The sequence below is a fragment of the Sphingomonas sp. 1F27F7B genome, assembly GCF_005503355.1.
GTDB lineage: Bacteria > Pseudomonadota > Alphaproteobacteria > Sphingomonadales > Sphingomonadaceae > Sphingomonas.
In genome coordinates this window covers 21,008-41,775 of the sequence record NZ_SCMK01000011.1, presented here as the reverse complement: position 1 = coordinate 41,775, position 20,768 = coordinate 21,008, and the positions used below count along the sequence as shown (strand labels likewise).

Annotated in this window: 22 protein-coding genes; 13 read left to right on the top strand and 9 right to left on the bottom strand. The window is 67.1% G+C overall.

Annotated features, from left to right (window positions below; genetic code table 11):
* The 3 genes from xth to FFS08_RS11830 all read left to right on the top strand — a co-directional run bounded on the left by xth (position 1) and on the right by FFS08_RS11830 (position 1,636).
* Positions 1–774, top strand: coding sequence for an exodeoxyribonuclease III (gene xth, locus FFS08_RS11840; protein WP_283214617.1), 774 nt, complete (start codon positions 1–3; stop codon positions 772–774).
* Between the two features lie 223 nt (positions 775–997).
* Positions 998–1,270, top strand: a complete 273-nt coding sequence (locus FFS08_RS11835) for a hypothetical protein (protein ID WP_137861197.1) — start codon at positions 998–1,000, stop codon at positions 1,268–1,270.
* A 93-nt stretch (positions 1,271–1,363) separates the two neighbouring features.
* Positions 1,364–1,636: a hypothetical protein gene (locus FFS08_RS11830; protein ID WP_137861196.1), complete on the top strand. Its 273-nt coding sequence runs from the start codon at positions 1,364–1,366 to the stop codon at positions 1,634–1,636.
* Between the two features lie 138 nt (positions 1,637–1,774).
* Here FFS08_RS11830 and FFS08_RS11825 read toward each other — a convergent pair whose 3' ends face one another.
* Positions 1,775–2,932, bottom strand: a complete 1,158-nt coding sequence (locus FFS08_RS11825; RefSeq protein ID WP_137861195.1) for a GNAT family N-acetyltransferase — start codon at positions 2,930–2,932, stop codon at positions 1,775–1,777.
* A gap of 148 nt (positions 2,933–3,080) precedes the next feature.
* Between FFS08_RS11825 and FFS08_RS11820 the strand changes: the two genes are divergently transcribed.
* A complete protein-coding gene (locus FFS08_RS11820) occupies positions 3,081–4,184 on the top strand; it encodes a fatty acid desaturase family protein (RefSeq protein WP_137861194.1) in 1,104 nt (367 codons plus the stop codon).
* Between the two features lie 280 nt (positions 4,185–4,464).
* Here the strand turns inward: FFS08_RS11820 and obgE are convergent, their stop codons facing one another.
* Positions 4,465–5,514, bottom strand: coding sequence for a GTPase ObgE (obgE, locus tag FFS08_RS11815; protein ID WP_137861193.1), 1,050 nt, complete (start codon positions 5,512–5,514; stop codon positions 4,465–4,467).
* Positions 5,515–5,615: 101 nt separating this feature from the next.
* On the opposite strand from obgE, the gene FFS08_RS11810 reads away from it, so the two are divergent.
* The 5 genes from FFS08_RS11810 to FFS08_RS11790 all read left to right on the top strand — a co-directional run bounded on the left by FFS08_RS11810 (position 5,616) and on the right by FFS08_RS11790 (position 10,789).
* A complete protein-coding gene (locus FFS08_RS11810) occupies positions 5,616–6,275 on the top strand; it encodes a hypothetical protein (protein ID WP_137861192.1) in 660 nt (219 codons plus the stop codon).
* 128 nt (positions 6,276–6,403) lie between these two features.
* On the top strand, positions 6,404–7,618 hold the full coding sequence (lptF, locus tag FFS08_RS11805) for an LPS export ABC transporter permease LptF (RefSeq protein WP_171012576.1): 1,215 nt from the start codon (positions 6,404–6,406) through the stop codon (positions 7,616–7,618).
* Complete coding sequence (lptG, locus tag FFS08_RS11800; RefSeq protein ID WP_137861191.1) at positions 7,615–8,712, top strand: LPS export ABC transporter permease LptG; 1,098 nt, start codon at positions 7,615–7,617, stop codon at positions 8,710–8,712. The genes lptF and lptG overlap by 4 nt, the downstream gene beginning before the upstream one ends.
* Before the next feature lie 68 nt (positions 8,713–8,780).
* Positions 8,781–9,887 (top strand): glutamate 5-kinase, encoded by a 1,107-nt coding sequence (gene proB, locus FFS08_RS11795; RefSeq protein WP_137861190.1) that lies wholly within the window; start codon positions 8,781–8,783, stop codon positions 9,885–9,887.
* Positions 9,884–10,789 (top strand): NAD-dependent epimerase/dehydratase family protein, encoded by a 906-nt coding sequence (locus FFS08_RS11790; protein ID WP_137861189.1) that lies wholly within the window; start codon positions 9,884–9,886, stop codon positions 10,787–10,789. The genes proB and FFS08_RS11790 overlap by 4 nt, the downstream gene beginning before the upstream one ends.
* Before the next feature lie 197 nt (positions 10,790–10,986).
* Here FFS08_RS11790 and FFS08_RS11785 read toward each other — a convergent pair whose 3' ends face one another.
* Complete coding sequence (locus tag FFS08_RS11785) at positions 10,987–11,460, bottom strand: Lrp/AsnC family transcriptional regulator (RefSeq protein ID WP_249340957.1); 474 nt, start codon at positions 11,458–11,460, stop codon at positions 10,987–10,989.
* A 127-nt stretch (positions 11,461–11,587) separates the two neighbouring features.
* Between FFS08_RS11785 and FFS08_RS11780 the strand changes: the two genes are divergently transcribed.
* On the top strand, positions 11,588–12,547 hold the full coding sequence (locus FFS08_RS11780; protein ID WP_137861353.1) for a DMT family transporter: 960 nt from the start codon (positions 11,588–11,590) through the stop codon (positions 12,545–12,547).
* A gap of 170 nt (positions 12,548–12,717) precedes the next feature.
* Here FFS08_RS11780 and FFS08_RS11775 read toward each other — a convergent pair whose 3' ends face one another.
* Positions 12,718–14,379, bottom strand: a complete 1,662-nt coding sequence (locus tag FFS08_RS11775) for an NAD(P)/FAD-dependent oxidoreductase (RefSeq protein WP_137861187.1) — start codon at positions 14,377–14,379, stop codon at positions 12,718–12,720.
* Positions 14,380–14,685: 306 nt separating this feature from the next.
* Here FFS08_RS11775 and FFS08_RS11770 point away from each other — a divergent pair, with 306 nt between their 5' ends.
* The 3 genes from FFS08_RS11770 (at position 14,686) to FFS08_RS11760 (ending at position 18,203) form a co-directional block, all read left to right on the top strand.
* Positions 14,686–14,928, top strand: a complete 243-nt coding sequence (locus FFS08_RS11770; protein WP_137861186.1) for an acyl carrier protein — start codon at positions 14,686–14,688, stop codon at positions 14,926–14,928.
* Positions 14,929–15,005: 77 nt separating this feature from the next.
* Positions 15,006–16,196, top strand: a complete 1,191-nt coding sequence (gene spt / locus FFS08_RS11765; RefSeq protein WP_502702028.1) for a serine palmitoyltransferase — start codon at positions 15,006–15,008, stop codon at positions 16,194–16,196.
* Positions 16,197–16,241: 45 nt separating this feature from the next.
* Positions 16,242–18,203 (top strand): ATP-binding protein, encoded by a 1,962-nt coding sequence (locus FFS08_RS11760; RefSeq protein ID WP_137861184.1) that lies wholly within the window; start codon positions 16,242–16,244, stop codon positions 18,201–18,203.
* A 26-nt stretch (positions 18,204–18,229) separates the two neighbouring features.
* Here FFS08_RS11760 and FFS08_RS11755 read toward each other — a convergent pair whose 3' ends face one another.
* The 5 genes from FFS08_RS11755 to rplU form a co-directional block, all read right to left on the bottom strand.
* Positions 18,230–18,589 carry a hypothetical protein gene (locus FFS08_RS11755; RefSeq protein ID WP_137861183.1) on the bottom strand — a complete coding sequence of 120 codons (360 nt, stop codon included), beginning with the start codon at positions 18,587–18,589 and terminating at the stop codon, positions 18,230–18,232.
* Positions 18,586–19,194: a TetR family transcriptional regulator gene (locus tag FFS08_RS11750; RefSeq protein WP_137861182.1), complete on the bottom strand. Its 609-nt coding sequence runs from the start codon at positions 19,192–19,194 to the stop codon at positions 18,586–18,588. The genes FFS08_RS11755 and FFS08_RS11750 overlap by 4 nt, the downstream gene beginning before the upstream one ends.
* Positions 19,195–19,295: 101 nt before the next feature.
* Entirely contained in the window at positions 19,296–19,850 is a 555-nt protein-coding gene (locus FFS08_RS11745; RefSeq protein ID WP_171012575.1) for a GNAT family N-acetyltransferase, read from the bottom strand.
* 174 nt (positions 19,851–20,024) lie between these two features.
* Complete coding sequence (rpmA, locus tag FFS08_RS11740; RefSeq protein ID WP_086130412.1) at positions 20,025–20,294, bottom strand: 50S ribosomal protein L27; 270 nt, start codon at positions 20,292–20,294, stop codon at positions 20,025–20,027.
* 25 nt (positions 20,295–20,319) lie between these two features.
* Complete coding sequence (rplU, locus tag FFS08_RS11735; protein WP_137861181.1) at positions 20,320–20,697, bottom strand: 50S ribosomal protein L21; 378 nt, start codon at positions 20,695–20,697, stop codon at positions 20,320–20,322.
* Positions 20,698–20,768 lie beyond the last annotated feature (71 nt).

The following is a 20,768-nucleotide window of genomic DNA, read 5'->3' as shown; positions in this document are numbered from 1 at the left end:
TTGCCCAAGATCGTCACCTACAATGTCAACGGCATCAAGGCGCGCATGGAGCGCCTGCTCGAATATCTCGCGGAGCAGCAGCCGGACGTGGTTTGCCTCCAGGAGCTGAAGGGCGCCGACGAAACCTTGCCGGTGAAGGAGATCGAAGCGGCCGGCTATGGTGCCGTGTGGCACGGGCAGAAGGGGTTCAACGGCGTCGCGGTGCTCGCAAGGGGCCAGCAGCCGGTCGAACGCCAGCGCGGGCTGGAAGGCGATCCGGAGGACGCGCACAGCCGCTATATCGAGGCCGAGATCGGCGATCTCGTCGTCGCGTCCATCTACCTGCCCAACGGCAATCCGCAGCCGGGCCCCAAATTCGACTATAAGTTGAAATGGATGGAGCGCCTCGCCGATCGCGCGCGAACGCTGCTCGCGGAAGAGCGGCCGGTAGTGCTCGCCGGCGACTATAACGTCATCCCCAATGACGACGACACCTTCTCGGTTCGTGCCATGGCCAGCGATGCGCTGATGCAGCCCGAGAGCCGCGAACGCTATCGCACGTTGCTGGCGCAGGGCTGGACCGATTCGCTGCGCACGCGCTTTCCCGGCGGCGGCATCTGGACCTTCTGGGACTATCAGGCCGGCGCCTGGCAGCGCGACGCGGGCTTTCGCATCGATCATCTGCTGCTGAGCCCGATCGCGGCCGACCGGTTCCTCGGTGCCGGCGTCGACAAGGCATATCGCGGCCGCGAGAAGGCCAGCGATCACGCGCCCACCTGGGTCAGCCTCCGCTAGACTGGCCGTTTCCGGACAGGAGCGGTGTCCGCTTCCGGACGCGCATCCCGGGCAAATCCCAAAATCTGGTGTGTATTGCTGTGTTATGGCACGTCATCACGGCGTCATAAACGGCTAAGTGTTTGAATTTACATGACTCTGAAACTTGGCACGCGGATTGCGAAGCATGAGGCACAGGCGGGAAGGAGCGCCTGTCATGTCTGCGAGTAGAGGAGTTGAGGATATGAACAGCAAGCCCATCCAGTCCGCTTTCCTGGCGATTGCCGCCACCGTCACCCTGGTCGCCGGCGCAGTGTCGCCTGCGCTCGCCCGCGCCGATGATCCGACCAAGGCGGCCAAGCAGGCCGACGACCAGTCGGAAGCGGCGATGCAGAAGCGCTACTGCGTCCAGGGGGTGACGACCGGCACGATGATGCCGAAGCGCGAATGCCATACCCGCGCCGAGTGGATTGCCCGCACCGGCATCGATCCGGCCAAGGAAGTCCGGAAGAACTGAGCGGATCGTCCGCTGCCTTTCCGGCGGACGGGCCGAGCGCGCCGACCGCGCTGCGCCGTTCGCCAACCCCGAATGAATAGAGGAATTTCAGCCATGACCCGCAAGTCCGTCTTCGCCACTGCCGCCGCCATGCTGGCAGGTGTCGCCTTCGCTGCCGGGGCCGTTTCTCCGGCAGCCGCTGCCGGGAACGATCCGGCCAAGCCCAAGCAGGAACAGGAACAGGGGCGGTCGGCCAAGGCCGATACCCGCAAATACTGCATGAATACCGAGACGACCGGTTCGCGGATCCTCAAGCGCGATTGCCGCACGCGCGGCGAGTGGCTCGATCTCGGTGTCGATCCCATCGAGGCGATGAAGCAGCGTTGAGCTCCCGGGAGGGCGCGTACGGCGGTTCTCAGTGCAACGTCGCCGCCGCTGCGTGACCTCCCAGCCGGTTCCGGCCGGCACCGGCCTGCTCCCCCGATCCCTCTGGGGAGTGGGCCGCGTTGCCCTCGGCGGCTGTCTTCAGAGCGGCTTCTGGTAGATCGCGTATTCGCGGTTCACCCGGGAATCGATCGCGTCGGCGATCGCGTTCATTCCCTGGTTGTCGTCGAGGATCCAGCCGATCTCGCCACGGCTCGCGCCATAATTGGCCACCGCCGCCCGGCGGATATACTCGATCATCATGAAGGCGAGCTGGCTCGCCATGCGGGAAGACTGCAACCGCTTCACCACGCCCATCAGCGGCACGCGCATCGTGCGGGCCTTGGGTCGTCGGAGCCACAGCAGCAGCTTTGCCCAGCCGAAGGGGAGGAGCGCGCCCTTGAGCGGTTTCAGCACTTCGTTGAGATCGGGCAGGGTGACCATGAACGCCACCGGCTCGTCGTCCAGCTCGGCGATCATGATCAGATCCTCGAACACCAGCGGCTTCAGCTTCTTGCCGACATCGTCGATCTCGGGCTGGGTCAGCGGGATGAAGCCCCAATTGTCGGACCATGCGTCGTTGAGGATCGCGAGGATGATCGCGGCTTCCTCTGCGAACTTTGCCTTGTTGACCTTGCGGATGCGGATCCGGGGGTTCTTCTCGCCATTCTCGACGATGCGGTTGACCAGCGGGGGGAAGCGCTTGCTCACGTCAAGCTCATAGGTGAGCAGCTTCTTGGCTTCGGTGTAGCCGGCCGCTTCGATCCATTGCTGGTAGCGCGCCGGATGATGGCCCATCAGCACGGTGGGGGAATGGTCATGCCCCTTCACCAGCAGGCCGGGCTCTTCCCAGATCGACAGGCTGACCGGGCCGAGGGCGCGCGTCATGCCCTTGCCGCGCAGCCAGTCTTCGGCCGCGTTGATCAGTGCCTTGGCGGCATTCTGGTCCTCGGCCTCGAACATGCCCCAGAAGCCGGTACCCGGGCCGAAGCCCTGTTCAGGCGGCATCTCGAGCGCCAGGAAGTCGATATGCGCTGAGATGCGCCCCACCGGCTCGCCGTCGCGTTCGGCGAGGAACAGCTGTGCCTCGGCATGGCTGAACCAGCCGTTCTTCTTCGGGCTGATCGTCGCCGCCACTTCGTCACGCAGCGGCGCGACCCAGTTCGGGTCGTCGCCGTTCAGGCGATAGGCGATCTCGATGAACTGCTTGGTGTCGCGCTTGGACGAGACGGGACGGATGCTGAGGGGGCCGCTGGGCAAGGGAAGAGCCCTTCTGTTGGTTTGATTCAGCGCAATGCAGTCCTTCGCCAGGGGGCCAGTGTCAAGCGCGGCAATTGCGGCGGGAGGGACACGCCTAACCGCTGGAATGCCACCATAAAGCCACTATCTGAGGCCAATGGCGGACATCATGACGAAATCGCTTGCCCTCAAGGTTCACGACGATGCGCCGGTGACGACGCCGGCCAGTGCGCGTATCAAGCTTTCCGGCGTGCCCGACGATCGCGCGATGCTGCGCGCCGCGGCCGAACTCACGCGCGATCTGCATGCGCCCAATCCGCGCATCTACTGGACCGACATGCTGCTTTCGGCCGGCATCGGCTATGCCGCGCTCGCCACGACCATCCTCGCCCCCTCGGTGCTGCTGGCGGTGCCCGCCGGCGTGGTGGCGGTGCTCGCGCTCTATCGCGCCAGCCTGTTCATCCACGAGCTGACGCATGTGAAGCACGCGCTGCTCCCCAATTTCCGGCTCGGCTGGAACCTGCTGGTCGGTATTCCGATCCTGGTGCCGAGCTTCACTTATGAGGGCGTGCACAATCTTCACCATGCCCGCACGCGCTACGGCACGGTCGAGGATCCCGAATATCTGCCGCTCGCGCTGATGAAGCCCTGGACGCTGCCGGTGTTCCTGCTTGCCGCCATGCTGTTGCCGGTCGCGATGCTGATCCGCTTCGCCGTGCTGGCACCGCTCTCGGCGATGTTCCCGAAGCTGCGCCGCGTCGTCGTCGCCAAATATTCGGGCCTCAAGATCAATCCGGCCTTCGAGCGCCGGGAGCCCGAGGGCGAGCTCAGGACCCAGTGGTTCTGGCAGGAACTGGGCGCCAGCGTCTTCTCGATCGCGCTGCTCGCCCTGGTCGCGACGAGCGTGATCCCGTTGCGCGCCTTCGGTATCTATCTCGTGGTGATCGCGGGGGTGGCGGTGATCAACCAGGTCCGCACGCTCGTGGCCCATCTTTGGGAGAATGATGGCGAGCCGCTCACCGTCACCGCCCAGTATCTGGACAGCGTCAACGTGCCGACGCCGGGCTTCTTCGCCTATCTCTGGGCGCCGATCGGCCTGCGCTACCATGCCCTGCACCATCTGCTGCCGAGCCTGCCCTATCATGCGCTGAACGAGGCGCATCGCCGCCTTTCCGCCGCGCTTGAGGAGGCGTCGGCCTATCACAAGGCCAATTATCCCACGCTGCGCGGGCTGATGCACCGGCTCGCGGCCAGCACCATGGGCGCCCGCTGAACCAGCGGACGGGCTGAAAACGAAGAGGCCGGGCAGCGATGCCCGGCCTCTTCGTTTGTCCGCCTGCCGAACCGACCAGGGGCACGACTCAATCAGCAAACCCCGTCATCCCCGCCCAGGCGGGGATCCAGGGTAGCGTAGGATATCGATGCCATCACGCGAGCGCTCCCCGGAGAGCGCAGGGCTTGGCCACGCGCAATCCGCGCTTGGCCTGGACCCCCGCCTGCGCGGGGATGACGAAAGAAATCAGGGCCCTTGATCAAGTTTTGGCCCTAGTCCCTCAGATTGGCGACCATTCGATTGCTTCTTCGCCTTCGTCGTCGTCGCTCACCTGGTCGTGATCGGTGCCGATCTCCTCGAGCAGCTTGTCGAGCGCCCAGTCGACGCCGACGCCGCTGGCGCCCGAAATCGGGATCACCGGCCCGCCGCTCGCTTCCTCCAGCTCGGCGGAGAGCGCGGCGATCAGCTCGTCGTCGAGCGTGTCGATCTTGTTGAGCGCCACCACCACCGGCTTTTCGACCAGTCCGGCGCCATAGGCCTCCAGCTCGCCGCGGACCACGCGATAGCTCTCCGCCACGTCCGCGTCATTGGCGTCGATCAGGTGGAGCAGCACCCGGCAGCGCTCGATATGTCCCAGGAAGCGGTCGCCGATGCCGGCGCCTTCCGCCGCGCCTTCGATCAGGCCGGGGATGTCGGCGACGACGAACTCGCGCTCCTTGTGCCGCACCACGCCCAGCTGCGGGCGCGTGGTGGTGAAGGCATAGGCGCCCACCTTGGCCTGGGCATTGGTCACCTGGTTGATGAAGGTCGACTTGCCGGCATTGGGCAGCCCGACCAGGCCCGCATCGGCAAGGAGCTTCAGGCGCAGCCACACCCAGGCCTCGTCGCTTGGCCAGCCGGTGCCGTGCTGGCGCGGGGCGCGGTTGGTCGAGGTCTTGTAGCTGGCGTTGCCGCGCCCGCCGTCGCCGCCGCGCAGGAAGATGACTTGCCGGCCCTGCTCGGTCAGGTCGAGCAGCAGCGTGCGCTCCTCGTCGTCGGCGAGCACCTGGGTGCCGATCGGCACCTTGATCACCAGATCCTCGCCGCCCGCGCCGGTGCGGTTCGAGCCGGAGCCGCCCTGGCCGCGCGGCGCGCGGAAATGCTGCGTGTAGCGGAAGTCGATGAGCGTGTTCAGGCCGGCAACGGCTTCGAAGATGATGTCGCCGCCCTTGCCGCCATTGCCGCCGTCCGGGCCGCCATATTCGATGAACTTCTCGCGCCGGAAGCTCACGGCGCCCGGGCCGCCCGAACCGGAGCGGACGAAGATCTTTGCCTGATCGAGGAAATGCATCGCCGCCCCATAAGCGAGTGTCGCAAATCCGTCACCCCATGGTGACGGACTATTTACGGCGAAGCGGAACAATCGCCCCGGGGGAACAAGGGGCACAAGCAATGATTCGCGAGGCGTTGATCGGCTGCGCGCTGCTGGGCGGTGGCTATTATGCGATGTCGACCTATCGGAACGCGGACATCGTGCGGACAGTGAACGCGACGCCGCATGATACCTGGCGTGGCTTCGACCTGGCGCTGAACGGCGCGGAGCACGGCTGGACCGGTCATGGCCCGCAAGGCGATGGGCCCGGCGTGGGTCCGGGCGAGGGGTTGAGCTGGCCCAAGGTCACCAGCGTCGATTCGAAGCAGATCGACTATCGCGTGAGCCGTGGCGGGGCGGAGTTCCTGCACATGAAGCTGCAGTTCGCGCCGCTCGACGACGGCCGCAAGACCAGGCTCTCGTTCAATGCCGATTTCAAGGGCCGGGCCGCGATCGCCGACTACAACCCGAAGGTGCGCGAGGCGATGGGGCGCATCCTCGACGAGCTCATCGCCGAGATCGAGACCGGCAAGGTGGCCGGCGCGGCGGAGCGGTTCCTCGACCTCGACCGCCGGATGCGCGCCAGTCCGGGCTATGCGGAGGGGCGGCGCCAGAGCGAGCAGATGCGGCAGCACCAGGCGCAGGCTGCCGCGGCGATGCCGATGGTCGACCCGGACAAGGGCCGGCTGGATCCCAAGGGCGCCGAGGTGAGCCCGCGGAATCCCGGCTCGCACTACTGACAGGCAACTTTCCCGCGGCGCAACTTTCCTGCTGGCGCTGCCCGGAACCGGGAGTATAGGCTTTTGGTTCATTGAGGCGGCGCCGGGATGCGCCGGCGAGAAGAAACCAAGGCAACCGTCGCGCGCAGATGAACTCGATCGATCGGTACATGGCGCGGCTGATCGCGGTGCCCCTGATCTCGACATTGCTCATATCGGCAATGCTGCTGGTGCTCGACCGCATGCTGCGCCTGTTCGAGTTCGTCGCGACCGAGGGCGGCCCGGTCAGCGTCGTCTGGCGCATGCTTGCCAATCTGCTTCCCGAATATCTGGGGCTCGGCATCCCGATCGGGCTGATGCTGGGCTGCCTGCTGGCCTTTCGCCGCCTCGCCACTTCGTCCGAACTCGACGTGCTGCGCGCGGTGGGGATGAGCTACACGCGCCTGCTCAAGGTGCCCTTCATGTACGCGATGGCGCTGGCGGCGCTGAATCTCGCCATCGTCGGCTTCATCCAGCCCTGGTCGCGCTACAATTACGAGCAGCTGCGCTTCGAGCTGCGCTCGGGCGCGCTGGGCGCTTCGATCAAGGTGGGCGAGTTCACCAGTTTCGGCGCCAAGATGACGATGCGCATCGAGGACAGCAAGGACGAGGGCCGCAGGCTCTCGGGCATCTTCGTCCAGATGATGACCAAGGACGGCACGCCCGTGGCGGTCACCGCCCAGAGCGGGCAGTTCCTCCGCTCGGACGATCCGGACGTGATTATCTTCCGCCTGCAGAACGGCACCCTCGTCCATCAGGACAGGAACTCGCCGGTGCCGCGCGTGCTGACCTTCACCACTCACAATTTGCCGATCCCGCTGCCCAAATATGAGCAGTTCCGCAACCGCGGGGGCAAGAATATCGAGCGGACCCTGCCCGAACTCGCCGTGATCGGTCGCAGTCCGCAGGCGAGCGACGAGGATCGCGAGGCAAGCCGTTCGGCCTTCCACTTCCGCCTCGCGGAAGTCGCGTCGATGTTCCTGCTGCCCTTCCTCGCCGTCGCGCTGGGCGTGCCGCCCAAGCGATCCACTTCGGCGCTGGGCGTGTTCCTGTCGATCGTGATGATCGTGACCTATCACAAGGTCAACGAATATGGGCAGTCGATCGGCGAGCTCGGCCGAGTCGACCCGCTGATCGCGCTATGGGGGCCGTTCATGCTGTTCGCGGCGCTGGTGATCTGGATGTACTATCAGATCGCCTATGTGCCGGGCGGCCAGCCGATCGGCGGGCTCGAAAAGGCCTTCTCCAAGATGATCAAGGCGATCACCCGCCGCTTGCCGGGGCGCCGCCGCCGGATCCGCCAAGAGGAAGCCGCCGCGGCATGACCTGGGCCAATTTCTTCCCGTCGCGGACCATGTCGCTCTACATGGCGCGCATGTTCCTGACGCGCACCTTCGCCATTCTCGGCGCGCTGGTGCTGATCCTCCAGTCGCTCGACCTGCTGACGGAAAGCGGTGCGATCCTGGCCTATGCCGGCAATGGCGATGCCGAGATCTGGCGGTATGTCAGCCTGCGCGTGCCGCAGATCGCTTCCACCTTCCTGCCCTATTCGGTGCTGCTCGGCTCGATCCTGACGCTGTCCCAGCTCAATCAGAACAGCGAAGTGATCGCGATGAAGGCGTCCGGCCTGTCCGCGCACCAGGTGCTGGCGCCGCTGCTGCTCACCGGCATCGCCGTCGCCGCCATTTCCTTTTCCTTCAACGATCGCATCGTGTCGCGTGCCACCGCGACGCTCGAGCAGTGGAAGAAGGTGTCCTATGCCCCGCTGCCCATCGATCGCGGCGATCGCGCCAATGTGTGGGTGAAGGGCGACAACAACCTGATCGCGGTGCAGCAGGTTCGCGGGCGCGGCGGTGCAGCGCAGCTCTACGGGGTCACCGTATATGAGCGGCAGAACCGCTCGCTGGTCAGCATCCTCACTGCGCCGCACGCAGTGCGCGCAGGCGATGGCTGGCGCGTCGACAATGCCGAACGCTTCATCGTCGCTACGGGCCAGAAGACCAAGGCGGGTAGCGTCGTGATCGGCCACAACATCCGGCCGGACCAGTTCACGCTCGCCCATGTCGATGCCGATTCCATGGCGTTCGGCGCGCTCTATCAGGCGATCGGCGACCTGAAGGTGGCCGGCCGCCAGACCGAGGCGCTCGAAGGCGCGCTGTGGCACAAGCTGGCCGGGCCGCTCTCGGCGATCCTGATGCCGTTGCTGGGCGCCGTCTCGGCCTTCGGCATCGCGCGCTCGGGCAAGCTGTTCGTCCGTGCGGTCATCGGCATGGCGCTGGGCTTCCTCTATTTCGTCGCCGACAATTTCGCGCTCGCGATGGGCAATCTCGGCGCCTATCCGCCCTTCCTGGCGGCCTGGGCGCCTTTCCTGCTGTTCCTGATGATCGGCGAGGCGGTCCTGCTCAGGACCGAGGAATAGCCGCGCAACGGCATCCCCAAAGCGTTCCTGTCTGGCTAGGCGGAGCGGGGGACCATATAGCGGCCGCCATGTCGCTCTTCCCGCCCGCTTCCTGTCCGCGCATCGTCGTCAAGATCGGTTCGGCCCTGCTCGTCGATCCGGACGGCAGCGTGCGCCGCGCCTGGCTGGAGGGCATCGCCGCGGATATCGCCGCGCGCGCCGGCGCCGGGCAGCAGGTCGCGGTGGTCTCGTCGGGCGCGATTGCCCTGGGCGCGCGCCGGCTCGATCTCGCCAGGGGCGGCCGGGCGAGCCTGGAGGATGCGCAGGCGGCGGCCGCCACCGGCCAGATCGAGCTGAGCCGGGTCTGGGCCGATGTGCTCGGCGCCAACGGGCTGATCGCGGCGCAGATGCTGGTCACGCTGGGCGACCTCGAGGATCGCCGCCGCTATCTCAACGCCGCGGCCACGCTCGATCGCCTGCTCGGGCTCGGCGTGGTGCCGGTGCTCAACGAGAATGACAGCGTCGCGACCGAGGAGATCCGCTTCGGCGACAATGATCGGCTCGCCGCGCGCGTGGCGCAGGCGGCGGGGGCGGGCGGCGTGGTGCTGCTCTCGGACGTCGACGGGCTCTACGACCGTAACCCGGCGCTGCCCGGCGCGGTGCACATCCCCCGTGTCGAGCGGATCGACGGCGCGGTGGAGGGCATGGCCGACAGGGGTTCCGCCTCGGGCATGGGATCGGGCGGCATGGTCTCGAAGATCGCCGCGGCGCGGATCGCCAACGCCGCGGGCGCGCATCTCGCCATCGCCTCGGGCCGGATCGCGCACCCGCTGTCCGCCACCGCCAGGCACACGCTGTTCGTGGCGGAGAAGGCGGCACCGGCGCGCAAGGCGTGGCTGGCCGGCGGGATCACCGCGCGCGGCACCATCCATGTCGATGCCGGTGCTGCCCGGGCGCTGGGGCAGGGCCGGAGCTTGCTCGCCGCCGGTGCGGTTCGCGTCGAAGGCGATTTCGCACGCGGCGACCTGGTCGTGATCGTGGGGCCGGACGGTCGCTCGCTTGCCCGCGGCCTGGCCGAATATCCGAGCGAGGACGCCGCGCGCATCCTCGGCCGTCGCAACGAGGATCAGGCCGAGCTGCTCGGCTATGCCCCGCGCTCGACACTGGTGCACCGGAGCCATATGGCGCTGCTGTGACCACCATCGCCCTTACCGGCGGCACCGGCTTTGTCGGGACCCGCCTGATCGCCCTCGCGCTCGAAGCCGGCCACCAGGTCCGCGCCCTCACGCGCCGCCCCCAGGCCGGACGAGAGCATATCGCCTGGGTGCGGGGCGACTTGTCGGATACCGCCGCGCTCGCCGAGCTGTGCGAGGGGGCGGGCGCCGTCATTCATGTCGCGGGCGTGGTCAACGCGCCCGATCGCGCCGGCTTCGCGGCCGGCAATATCGACGGCACGCGGGGCATGATCGAGGCGGCGCGGGCACGGGGCGTCCACCGTTTCGTCCATGTCTCCTCGCTCGCCGCGCGTGAGCCCGGGCTTTCGGCCTATGGCTGGTCCAAGGCGGAGGGTGATGCGCTCGTCATGGCATCGGGCCTCGACTGGAGCATCGTCCGACCCCCGGCCATCTACGGCCCCGGCGACCTCGAGATGCTCGAGCTGTTCCGACTGGCAAAGAAGGGGCTGGCGCTGATGCCGCGCGGCGGCCGCATCTCGCTGCTCGAGGTCGGCGACCTCGGCCGGCTCCTGCTCGCGCTCGCCACCACCGACGGGTGCAACCAGATCCTGGATGCCGACGACGGCACCGAGACCGGCTGGAGCCACCAGGAGTTCGCCGCGGCGATCGGCACCGCGCTCGGCAAGCGAGTCGCGTCCTTCGCCCTGCCGCGCCCGCTGCTGATGGCGGGGGCGCATCTCGATCGGCTGGTGCGGGGCGGCAAGGCGAAGCTCACCCCCGATCGCGTGGCCTATTTCTGCCATGAGGACTGGGTGGTGGATGCCGCCCGGCGCCCGCCGTCGAACCTGTGGAAGCCGCAGGTGGAAACTCCCGCCGGCCTGGCGGCAACGGCCGCCTGGTATCGCCAGCAGGGCCTGCTCTAGGGCGAGAACCCAAACAAGTATCTGATTTCCTTCGTCATCCCCGCGCAGGCGGGGATGACGGAAGTGGGTACTTGTCTGAAGGGGATAATCGCCGAACAAGTCCGGGGTGGCGATTGATATGCGCGCCCTCCTTCTCGATCGCAAATGGCGATCCGCTCTGGAGGTGCTGGATGCGCGGTGGCGGATCAACCGCTCCGTCACGGCAGGGGCGGGATGACGATCGCGGTGTCCGCCTTGACGCGGTCGAGCGCGATCAGCGAGCGATAGCTGGCGATGAAGCCGTTCTCGGCGAACAGCCGCTTGGTCAGCGCCGAATAGGCGCGCATGTCGGAAGTCACGATCACCAGCATGAAGCTCACGCCGCCGGTGACGTAATAGCATTGCTGCACCTCGGGCGTGTCGAGGAACAGGCGGCGCGCCCGTTCCACCGTCGGCGCGTGCTCGTCGACCAGCTGCACCTCGACGATCGACGTGATGGTGAGCGGCACCGCATCGGGATCGACGATCGCCACGTTGCGCGCGATCACGCCCGCCGCCTCCATCGCCGCGATCCGCCGTTGCACCGCCGCCGCCGAAAGGTTCACCGCCTCGCCGATCCGGCGCTGCGGCATCTTGTTGTCCGCCTGCACGAGGCGAAGGATCGCCCGGTCGAAGGAATCCAGCGCGCGCATGGTTCTGCTCCGTTCGTTCGCCATGCGCCGAGTTTTTGTTGCATCCGGGTGCCGAATCAAGAGCGCTCCGCCCGGCATGGTGATGATATTCCCCACCGTGACAGGCACCGGAAGGGAAGGCGACATGATGGGCGAACGCGGATCGATGCTGCTCGGCGTGCTGTGCGGCGCGGCGGCGGGCGCGCTCTGGGGGCTGGTGTTCGTCGCGCCCGAGCTGGCCCGCGCCTTCGGCCCGCTCGAACTGACCATCGGCCGCTACCTTGCTTACGGCCTGCTTTCCGCTGCCCTGATCGCGCCGCGCTGGCCCAGCCTCCGCGCCCAGCTGCGGGCGAGCGAATGGCGCGCGCTCGCCTGGCTCGCGCTGGCGGGCAATACGCTCTATTTCCTGCTCCTCTCCAGCGCGGTGCAGCTGGGTGGCATCGCGATGACTTCGCTCGTCATCGGTTTCCTGCCGGTGATCGTCACCATCGCCGGCAGCCGGGCAGAGGGTGCCGTGCCGCTCGCCCGGCTCGCCCCCTCCCTGCTGCTCTGCGCAGGCGGTGCGGTCTGCATCGGCGGACAGGCATTGTTCCTGCCCTCGATCCGCCCGCCGGCGGCGCAGCTCATAGGGCTCGCCTGTGCAGTCGGGGCGCTTGCCTCATGGAGCGCCTTCGCCGTCGGCAACAGCCAGATGCTCGCCCGGGTGAAGGCCATCTCGTCGCATGACTGGAACCTGCTGCTCGGCCTCGTCACCGGTGCGCAGAGCCTGGTGCTGATCCCGCTCGCGCTGCTGCTCGGCACCGGACGCCACGGGGCGGGGGACTGGGCCCTGTTCGCTGCCGTTTCCGTGGGGGTGGCGCTGTTCGCCTCCATCCTCGGCAATGCGCTGTGGAATCGGATGAGCCGCCTGCTCCCGCTCACGCTCGCGGGCCAGATGATCACCTTCGAGACTCTGTTCGCGCTGCTCTATGCCTTTGCGTGGGAACATCGTGGGCCGACCGCGCTCGAAGCGCTCGCCTTCGTGCTGGTGGTGGCGAGCGTGGTTACCTGCCTCGCGGCACATCGGAGGCCGGGGTCGATGCCCGCTCCCCAGCCACTGTCATCCTGAAACGAGTTGGCTCGCGTCCCCTTCGGACAAATATCCCTCTTCCGTCATCCCCGCGAAGGCGGGGATCCAGGGTTTCTCCGCCGTATCGCCCGCGACTCTGGGTCCCCGCCTGCGCGGGGATGACGGCTATTGGGTCATCCTCGTCGCAAGGGGATAGCCGCGAACCAAGTTCAGCGTGACAAGGAGAAGCCCTGGGCCGTCGCCATCATGCTCCGCGCCACTGCCTCGGCGGTCTTGATGCCGTCGATCGCCGCCGAGAGGATCCCGCCCGCATAGCCCGCGCCTTCGCCCGCCGGGAACAGCTGCGCCACGTTCAGGCTCTGATGGTCCTTGCCGCGCGTGATCCGCACCGGGGAGGAGGTGCGCGTCTCCACTCCGGTCATCACGGCGTCGGGATGATCGTAATTCGCGATCTGCCGCCCGAACACCGGCAGCGCCTCGCGGAACGCCTCGATCACGAAGCCCGGCAGGCATTCCGAAAGGTCCGTCATCTTCACCCCCGGCTTGTAGGAGGGGATGACCTCGCCCAGCGTCGTCGAGGGCCGGCCGGCGAGCAGGTCGCCGACGCGCTGCCCCGGCGCATGATAGTTGGAGCCGCCGGCGACATAGGCCAGGTCCTCCCAGTGCCGCTGCAGTGCGATCCCCGCCAGCGGGTCGCCCGGATAGTCCCTTGCCGGATCGATCGCGACGACCAGTCCCGAATTCGCGTTGAACTCGGCCCGCGAATATTGGCTCATGCCGTTGGTGACGACCCGGCCCTCCTCGCTGGTCGCCGCCACCACGCGCCCACCCGGGCACATGCAGAAGCTGTAGACGCTGCGCCCGTTCGAGGCGTGGTGGACGAGGCTGTATGCCGCCGCGCCCAGGTCCGGATGGCCGGCGCAGTTGCCGAAGCGCGCCCGGTCGATCCAGCTCTGCGGATGCTCGATCCGCACGCCGATCGCGAAGGGCTTGGCTTCCATGTACACGCCGCGCCGGTGGAGCATCTCGAAGGTCGGCCGGGCGCTGTGCCCCACCGCCAGCACGACATGGTCCGCTTCGAGGAAGCTATCCTTGCCATCGGAAAGATCGTGCAGATGCAGCCCGCATATCCGCTGGTTGCCTTCGGGGGTGCGCTCCAGCGCGATATCGTCGACTCGCGTCTCCCAGCGATATTCGCCGCCCAGCGCCTCGATCGTGCGCCGCATGCTCTCGACCATGGTGACCAGGCGGAAGGTGCCGATATGCGGATGCGCTTCCCACAGGATGTCGTCGGGCGCGCCGGCCCTGACGAACTCCTCCAGCACCTTGCGGCCGAGGAAGCGCGGGTCCTTGACCCGGCAATAGAGCTTGCCGTCGGAGAAGGTGCCGGCGCCGCCCTCGCCGAACTGCACGTTGCTGTCGGGGTTCAGCTCGGCACGGCGCCACAGGCCCCAGGTATCCTTGGTGCGCTGGCGCACCACCTTGCCGCGGTCGAGGATGATCGGCCGGAAGCCCATTTGCGCCAGGATGAGCCCCGCGAACAGCCCGCACGGCCCGGCGCCGATCACCACGGGACGCCGGCCGCTCCAGCCCGCGGGCGCCGTGACCGGGAAATGATATGCCATGTCCGGTGTGGGGCGCAGGTCCTTGTCGCCCGGGAAGCGCGCGAGCACCGCAGCCTCGTCGGCCAGCTCGACATCGACGGCATAGACCAGCTGGATCGCATTGCGTCGCCGCGCGTCGTTGCCGCGGCGATAGACGAAGTGGCTCCTCAGCTCGTCGGGCGCGATGCCCAGGCGCGTCGCGATCGCCTTGGGCAGGGCCTCGGGCGGGTGGTCGAGCGGCAGATAGAGTCCGGAGAGGCGAAGCATCGCGAGCCTCTAGCGCCAACTGCGCCGCGCCTCAAATCCGCGGTCCATTTCGTCGGCTCGGCGCGACGGTGCCCTTGCAATGTAGGATATCGTCTGGTTCCTTCGCCCGATGATCGGGTCGAGGGCGATGCTGCCGGGCAAGGGCATTTTTGTGCCATCCCCGATCGCTCCGATTCAAAGTGAAGTGATTTCCCCCGACTCCCTTCCCCCGACTCCCTTCGCTTTGCCGCCGCGCGCTGCCCAGCCAGCGGCGCGTTTCCGCCGCAATCGCTTGGCACTGCAGAACGATATCACTAGAGGGACCCCATGACCGACCGCGCTTCCGTCTTCGAGACCGTCACCGCCCAGATCGAGCCCTTCAACAAGAAGGGCGTCGCGCTGACCGACAGCACCACCTTCGCCGGGGACCTGGAGTGGGACAGCCTTACCGTGATGGATTTCGTCGCGGCGATCGAGGACGAGTTCGACATCATCATCACGATGAACATGCAGGCCGAGATCGAGAATGTCGGCCAGCTGGTCGACGCCGTCCAGAAGCTCAAGGGCTGAGAGACGTGACCGACAGCCTGAACACCGCCGACGCGCTTCCCGCCAACCCGGCCCAGGTCGCTCCCGAACGTGATCTCATGTCGAAGTTCGACGGCCTGATCGCCGAGCGCCAGGCGCTGCTCGACAGCGGCGTCACCGATCCCTTCGCGATCGTGATGGAGCAGGTGAAGTCGCCCACCGAGGCGGTGATCAAGGGCCGGGACACGATCCTGCTCGGCACCTACAACTATATGGGCATGACCTTCGATCCGGACGTGATCCAGGCCGGCAAGGACGCGCTCGACAAGTTCGGCTCGGGCACCAATGGCAGCCGGATGCTCAACGGCACCTTCCAGGACCATATGGAAGTCGAGCAGGCGCTGCGCGAATTCTACGGCGTATCGGGTGCGATCGTCTTCTCGACTGGCTACATGGCCAATCTCGGCATGATCTCCACCCTGGTGGGGAAGGGCGAATATGTCATCCTCGATGCGGACAGCCACGCCTCGATCTATGACGGCTGCAAGCAGGGCTATGCCGAGATCGTCCGCTTCCGCCACAACGACGTGGAAGATCTCGACAAGCGCCTCGGCCGCCTGCCCAGGGAAGCGGGCAAGCTGGTGGTGCTCGAGGGCGTCTATTCGATGCTCGGCGACATCGCCCCGCTGAAGGAAATGGTCGCCGTCGCCAAGAAGCATGGCTGCATGGTCCTGTCCGACGAGGCGCATTCGATGGGCTTTTTCGGCCCCAATGGTCGCGGCGTCTATGAGGACCAGGGGCTGGAGGGGCAGGTCGATTTCGTCGTCGGCACCTTCTCCAAATCGGTCGGCACCGTCGGCGGATTCTGCATCTCGGACCATCCGAAGTTCGAGGCGATCCGCCTCGCCTGCCGCCCCTATATCTTCACCGCTTCCCTGCCGCCCAGCGTGGTGGCCACCGCGGCGACTTCGATCCGCAAGCTGATGCATGCGCACAACAAGCGCGCGCATCTGTGGGAGAATGCCCGCACGCTGCATGGCGGCCTCAAGGAAATGGGCTTCAGGCTCGGCACCGAGACTTGCGACAGCGCGATCATCGCCGTGATCCTCGAGGATCAGACGCAGGCGGTGATGATGTGGCAGGCGCTGCTGGATGCCGGCCTCTACGTCAACATGGCGCGCCCGCCCGCGACGCCGGCCGGCACCTATCTGCTGCGCTGCTCGCTCTGCGCCGAGCATAGTGCCGAGCAGATCCGGCGCGTGCTGGGCATGTTCCGCGCCGCGGGCCAGGCAGTGGGGGTTATCGGCTGAGGGCGCTTTCCAGCGCGCCCCGGCTCGACTAAAATCGAGCCCGTAATGAGTGAGATCAACAACGCCCTGGAGCGTGCTGTCCGGGCGACGAACTGGCGGTTCATGCTGCTCGGCGCGCTCGCGTTGCTCGGGATCGCCGTGCTTGCGGCTGTGGCGGTGATCCAGCAGCGCACCGATGCGGAGCGTGATCGGGCGATCGCGCGCCAGCAGCACACCTTCGACGTGATCATGCGGGCCAACCAGCTTTCCGGCGCGATCGCCGGGGCGGAGGCCGCGCTGGGCCGCTATGTCGTCAGCGCCGATCGCAAGCTCGGCCAGCAATATGGCGCGCAATGGGAGCGCGCGACCGAACAGCTCGCCCGGCTTCAGCAGCTGACGGCCGACAATGGCGATCAGCGCGCGCGGATGATCCGGCTCAAGCGGGCATTCGATGCGCGCGGCAAGGAACTGGCCACCACCGCGCTCTATTCCGCCTATAAGCGGCACAGCGATGCCTGGGGCAGCTATTATCAGGTCCGTGCCAGCCCGGCGCGCAGCCAGCTGGAACAAGTGCTCAACGAAGTGGTCGATGCCGAGCGGGTCACGCTCCACGGCCGCAGCAAGGCCGCTGCGGACCTGCTCGCCAATTCGGGCTTCGCCTCGCGGCTGCTCACCGGCTTCGGCATCCTGATCGTGCTCGGCGCGGTGCTGCTCGGCTGGATGGCGATCGAGGCCCAGGGCGAGCGCGCGGTCGCCGACGCCATGGCCGATGCCGAGCGCGAGCGCGCCGCCGAACTACAGGAAGCGGTAGCCGAGGCGACCGAGCAGTTGCGCACCGAGGCGAGTGAACGCGAAGCTGCGCAGGAACAGCTCCGCCAGGCGCAGAAGATGGAGGCGGTTGGCCAGCTCACCGGTGGTATCGCGCATGATTTCAATAATATGCTTGCCGTAGTCCTTGGTGGATTGGAGCTTGCCAAGCGCCACCTCCACACCGGCGGCCCCGATGCGCAGCGGCATATCGAGAACGCGATGGAAGGCGCGAACCGCGCTGCCGCGCTGACGCGCCGCCTGCTCGCCTTTTCACGCGCCGAGCCGTTGCTGCCCGAAGCAGTGGAAGCGGGCACGTTGATCGAGGGCATGACCGATCTGCTCGACCGCACCCTGGGTGACGGCATCGCGGTCGAGACGCATGATGCGGGCACGGGCTGGCGGGTCTGGGTCGATCGCCATCAGCTCGAGAATGCGCTGCTCAATCTCGCCGTCAACGCGCGCGATGCGATGGAGGGGCAGGGGACGCTCAGCTTCGTCACCGGCGGTATCACGCTCGCCGAGAACGAGGTCGGCGAATGCGCCGCGGGCGACTATGTCACGATCGAGGTGGGTGATACCGGCATGGGGATGACGCCCGAGGTGCTGGAACGCGTGTTCGAGCCCTTCTTCACCACCAAGCCGGTAGGCAAGGGCACGGGATTGGGGCTCAGCCAGATCTTCGGCTTTGTTCGCCAGTCGGGAGGCGAGATCGGCATCGATACGGAGCCGGGCCGGGGCACGCAGGTGGTGCTGTACCTGCCGCGCCATGTCGGCGTGGGTGCGGTTCCCGAGGCGGCCCCCGCCTTCGAAGGTGCCTCCGAGCATGAAAGCCGGGCGCTCGACATCCTGGTGGTGGAAGACGATCCGCGCGTGCTGGCCGCGACGCTGGGCGCGTTGGGGGAGCTCGGCCATCGCGCCACCGGTTGCGACGATCCGCTTGCCGCGACGGAAGCGATCGCGACCTTGCCGACCCTCGATCTGATCGTGTCCGACGTGCTGATGCCGGGTCGGACCGGCCCCGAGATGATCGCCGCGCTGGGCGAGCGGATCGAGGGGGTCGCGGTGCTGTTCGTCACCGGCTTCGCGGGCGAGGCGGATGCGGCGATCTTTCAGGGGCGCACCGTGCTGCGCAAGCCCTTCACGATCGCCGGACTGGCCGCGGCAGTGACGGAAGCAATGGCACAGGAAACCCGCAGGGGCGGGCAGGCGGCGGAATGATCGGGCCGCCGGGGCGGCGGAACAAGTCAGTTGGCAGGGGCCCTTGGTGCGGGCGAGGCGGGCTTGTAGCTCACCACGCACCAGTCCGGCGCGCAATTGGCGGCAGCCTCGATGATCGCGGCATAGCGCTCGACAATGCTGCAGTCGGTGTCGGCGGCATAGAGGATGATCGGCCGATGCGGCGTCTCGCGGCCGGCGCCGCTGGCGAAATCCTCCAGCGAAGTGTCGCTGGCGCGGATGAAACCCCACATGGCTTGGCCGCCATCGTCGCGCACGGCATAGGCGTCGGCGCTCTTCCTGGGCAGCTTCGTGCCCCATTGGGCAGAGAGATTGCAGCTCTTGTCGGGCAAGGTGAGCGCGCCGAGCGCGAGCGAGAACAGGATCATTGCGGCTTCTCCATGTCGCCATGATGCTCGGCCATGGTACGCGAGAGCTGGGCGACCGCCATCTCGCGCGCCTTGTTGCGCGGCAGCCCGAGCGCGCGGGCCATCGGCGCGCCGAGCAGTGCGTCGCCGACCGCCATCAGCACCAGTTGCAGCGTTTCCTCATGCAGCGAATGCGACTTGTCGGCATGCCCCTCGGCCAGCTCGTCGATCAGCCGGTGGATCGCTTCCAGGATCGGATCCAGCGCGTCCTGATTGCCGGTCAGGATCATCCAGCTCGCCAGCGCACCGGCGCCGCCCTTGTCGAAGGCATCGAAGGTGAGGTTCACCACTTCGTGATCGTCATGGTCGCCGGCGCGCGCGCGCATCACCGCGGCGCCGATCTTGCTGGTCACCCCGCAGGCGATATTGGCGGCGAGTGCCTTTTGCAGCCCGGCGGCCGAGCCGAAATGATGGAGCAGATTGGCATGGGTGCGGCCGATCCGCGCCGCGACTGCCTTCAGCGTCACTGCCTGCGGCCCCGCCTCGAGCAGCAGCGCGCGTGCGGCCTCCAGCGCGGCGTCGCGGGATTCTTCGGGAGAAAGGCGTTTGCGTGGTGCGGCAGTCATCTCGTGCAGTGTCGTCCCCGGAAACCCCCGGCTTAGGGCATGATTTCCAAGGGGGAAAGCACGGAGATGTCCGCTCCTCCCCAAAGGGGGAGGAACGGACATCACGCCGCCATTCGGGCATCCCCGTCGCCGCCGCAATCGCCCTCGGAAAGGTCGATTTCGTAGCGGGCGCTGGCCACGTCGCAGCCGCGGCCGCGCGAGTACATGGTGACGAGCTGGCCCGTCGGGCGGAAGCCCAGCTTGCGCAGCACCCGGCCCGAAGCGGGATTGTCGATGAAATGGCCGGCGGTGATGCGACGGACGCCGCGGGCCCGCGCGGCCCGGAGCACGGCGCGTCCGGCCTCGGTCGCGAAGCCGTGGCCCCAGGCTTGCGGAGTCAGCCAATAGCCGAGTTCGTTAGGCTCGTCCTTCCACGCGCCCACTGCCATGCCGCCGATCAGGCGCACCGCGCCGTCCTGATGCTCGAACACGAGGAACTTGGGTTCGACCGGGTTGCCGAAACCGGCGAGAAACGTCTCGGCCGCTTCGATCGGATAGGGCCAGGGCGGCATGGCGAGGTTGCGCACCACGCTCTCATGGCCGATCGCCTGCGCCAGGGCCATGGCGTCCTCGGGCCAGCCGGGCCGTAATGTCAGTCTTTGCGTTCGCATGAACATGACCATCTCCTTGGTCCTGCGACGCCCCACGCCACGCTACTGTGACGAGGTTGTTGCGCCGTGGTGTCAGGGAGGAAATAAAAAAGGGAGCCGGGGCGACCCGTCTCCCTTTTCAGCTGGTTCGTTCGTCGAACCCGGGTCACCCTGGTGGGCAACCCGGCCGGTTGCCCGATGTTATTCGGCAGCCTCCGCAATCATGTCCACCGAGCAGAACTTGCGGCCAAGCTTGCCTTCCTTGAACGACACGCGGCCGTCGACGAGCGCGAAAAGGGTATGGTCCTTGCCCATGCCCACGTTCACGCCCGGATAGAATTTGGTGCCGCGCTGACGCACGAGGATGTTGCCCGCGACTGCGAGCTCACCGCCGAACTTCTTCACGCCGAGACGACGGCCGGCCGAATCACGACCGTTACGCGAAGAGCCGCCTGCCTTCTTATGTGCCATTGCCTATACTCCTCGAATCTCTGGCTTACGCTTCCGCGGCCGGGGTCTCGCCCTCGGCAGCAGCGGCCTTCTTCGCCTTGGGGGCGGCCTTCTTCTTCTCTTCCTGCGCACCGATGGCGGTGATCTTCAGGATGGTGTGGTTCTGGCGATGGCCGTTGCGGCGGCGATAATTGTGCCGGCGGCGCTTCTTGAAGACGATGACCTTTTCGCCCTTCGCCTGCGCGACGATCTCGGCCGAAACGGTGAGGCCCTCGGTGGACTTCAGCTCGCCACCTTCGCCGGCGAGCAGCACGTCGCCCAGCGTGACCGTCGAACCGGCCTCGCCGTCGAGCTTCTCGACCACGATCTTGTCTCCCGCGGCAACGCGATACTGCTTGCCGCCCGTGCGCACGATAGCGAACATCGGTCTCTTCTCTGGTTCAAATGCTTGTGCCCGCCAAGGTTGCACCCCGGCAGGAGGAAGGGCGCAGCTAA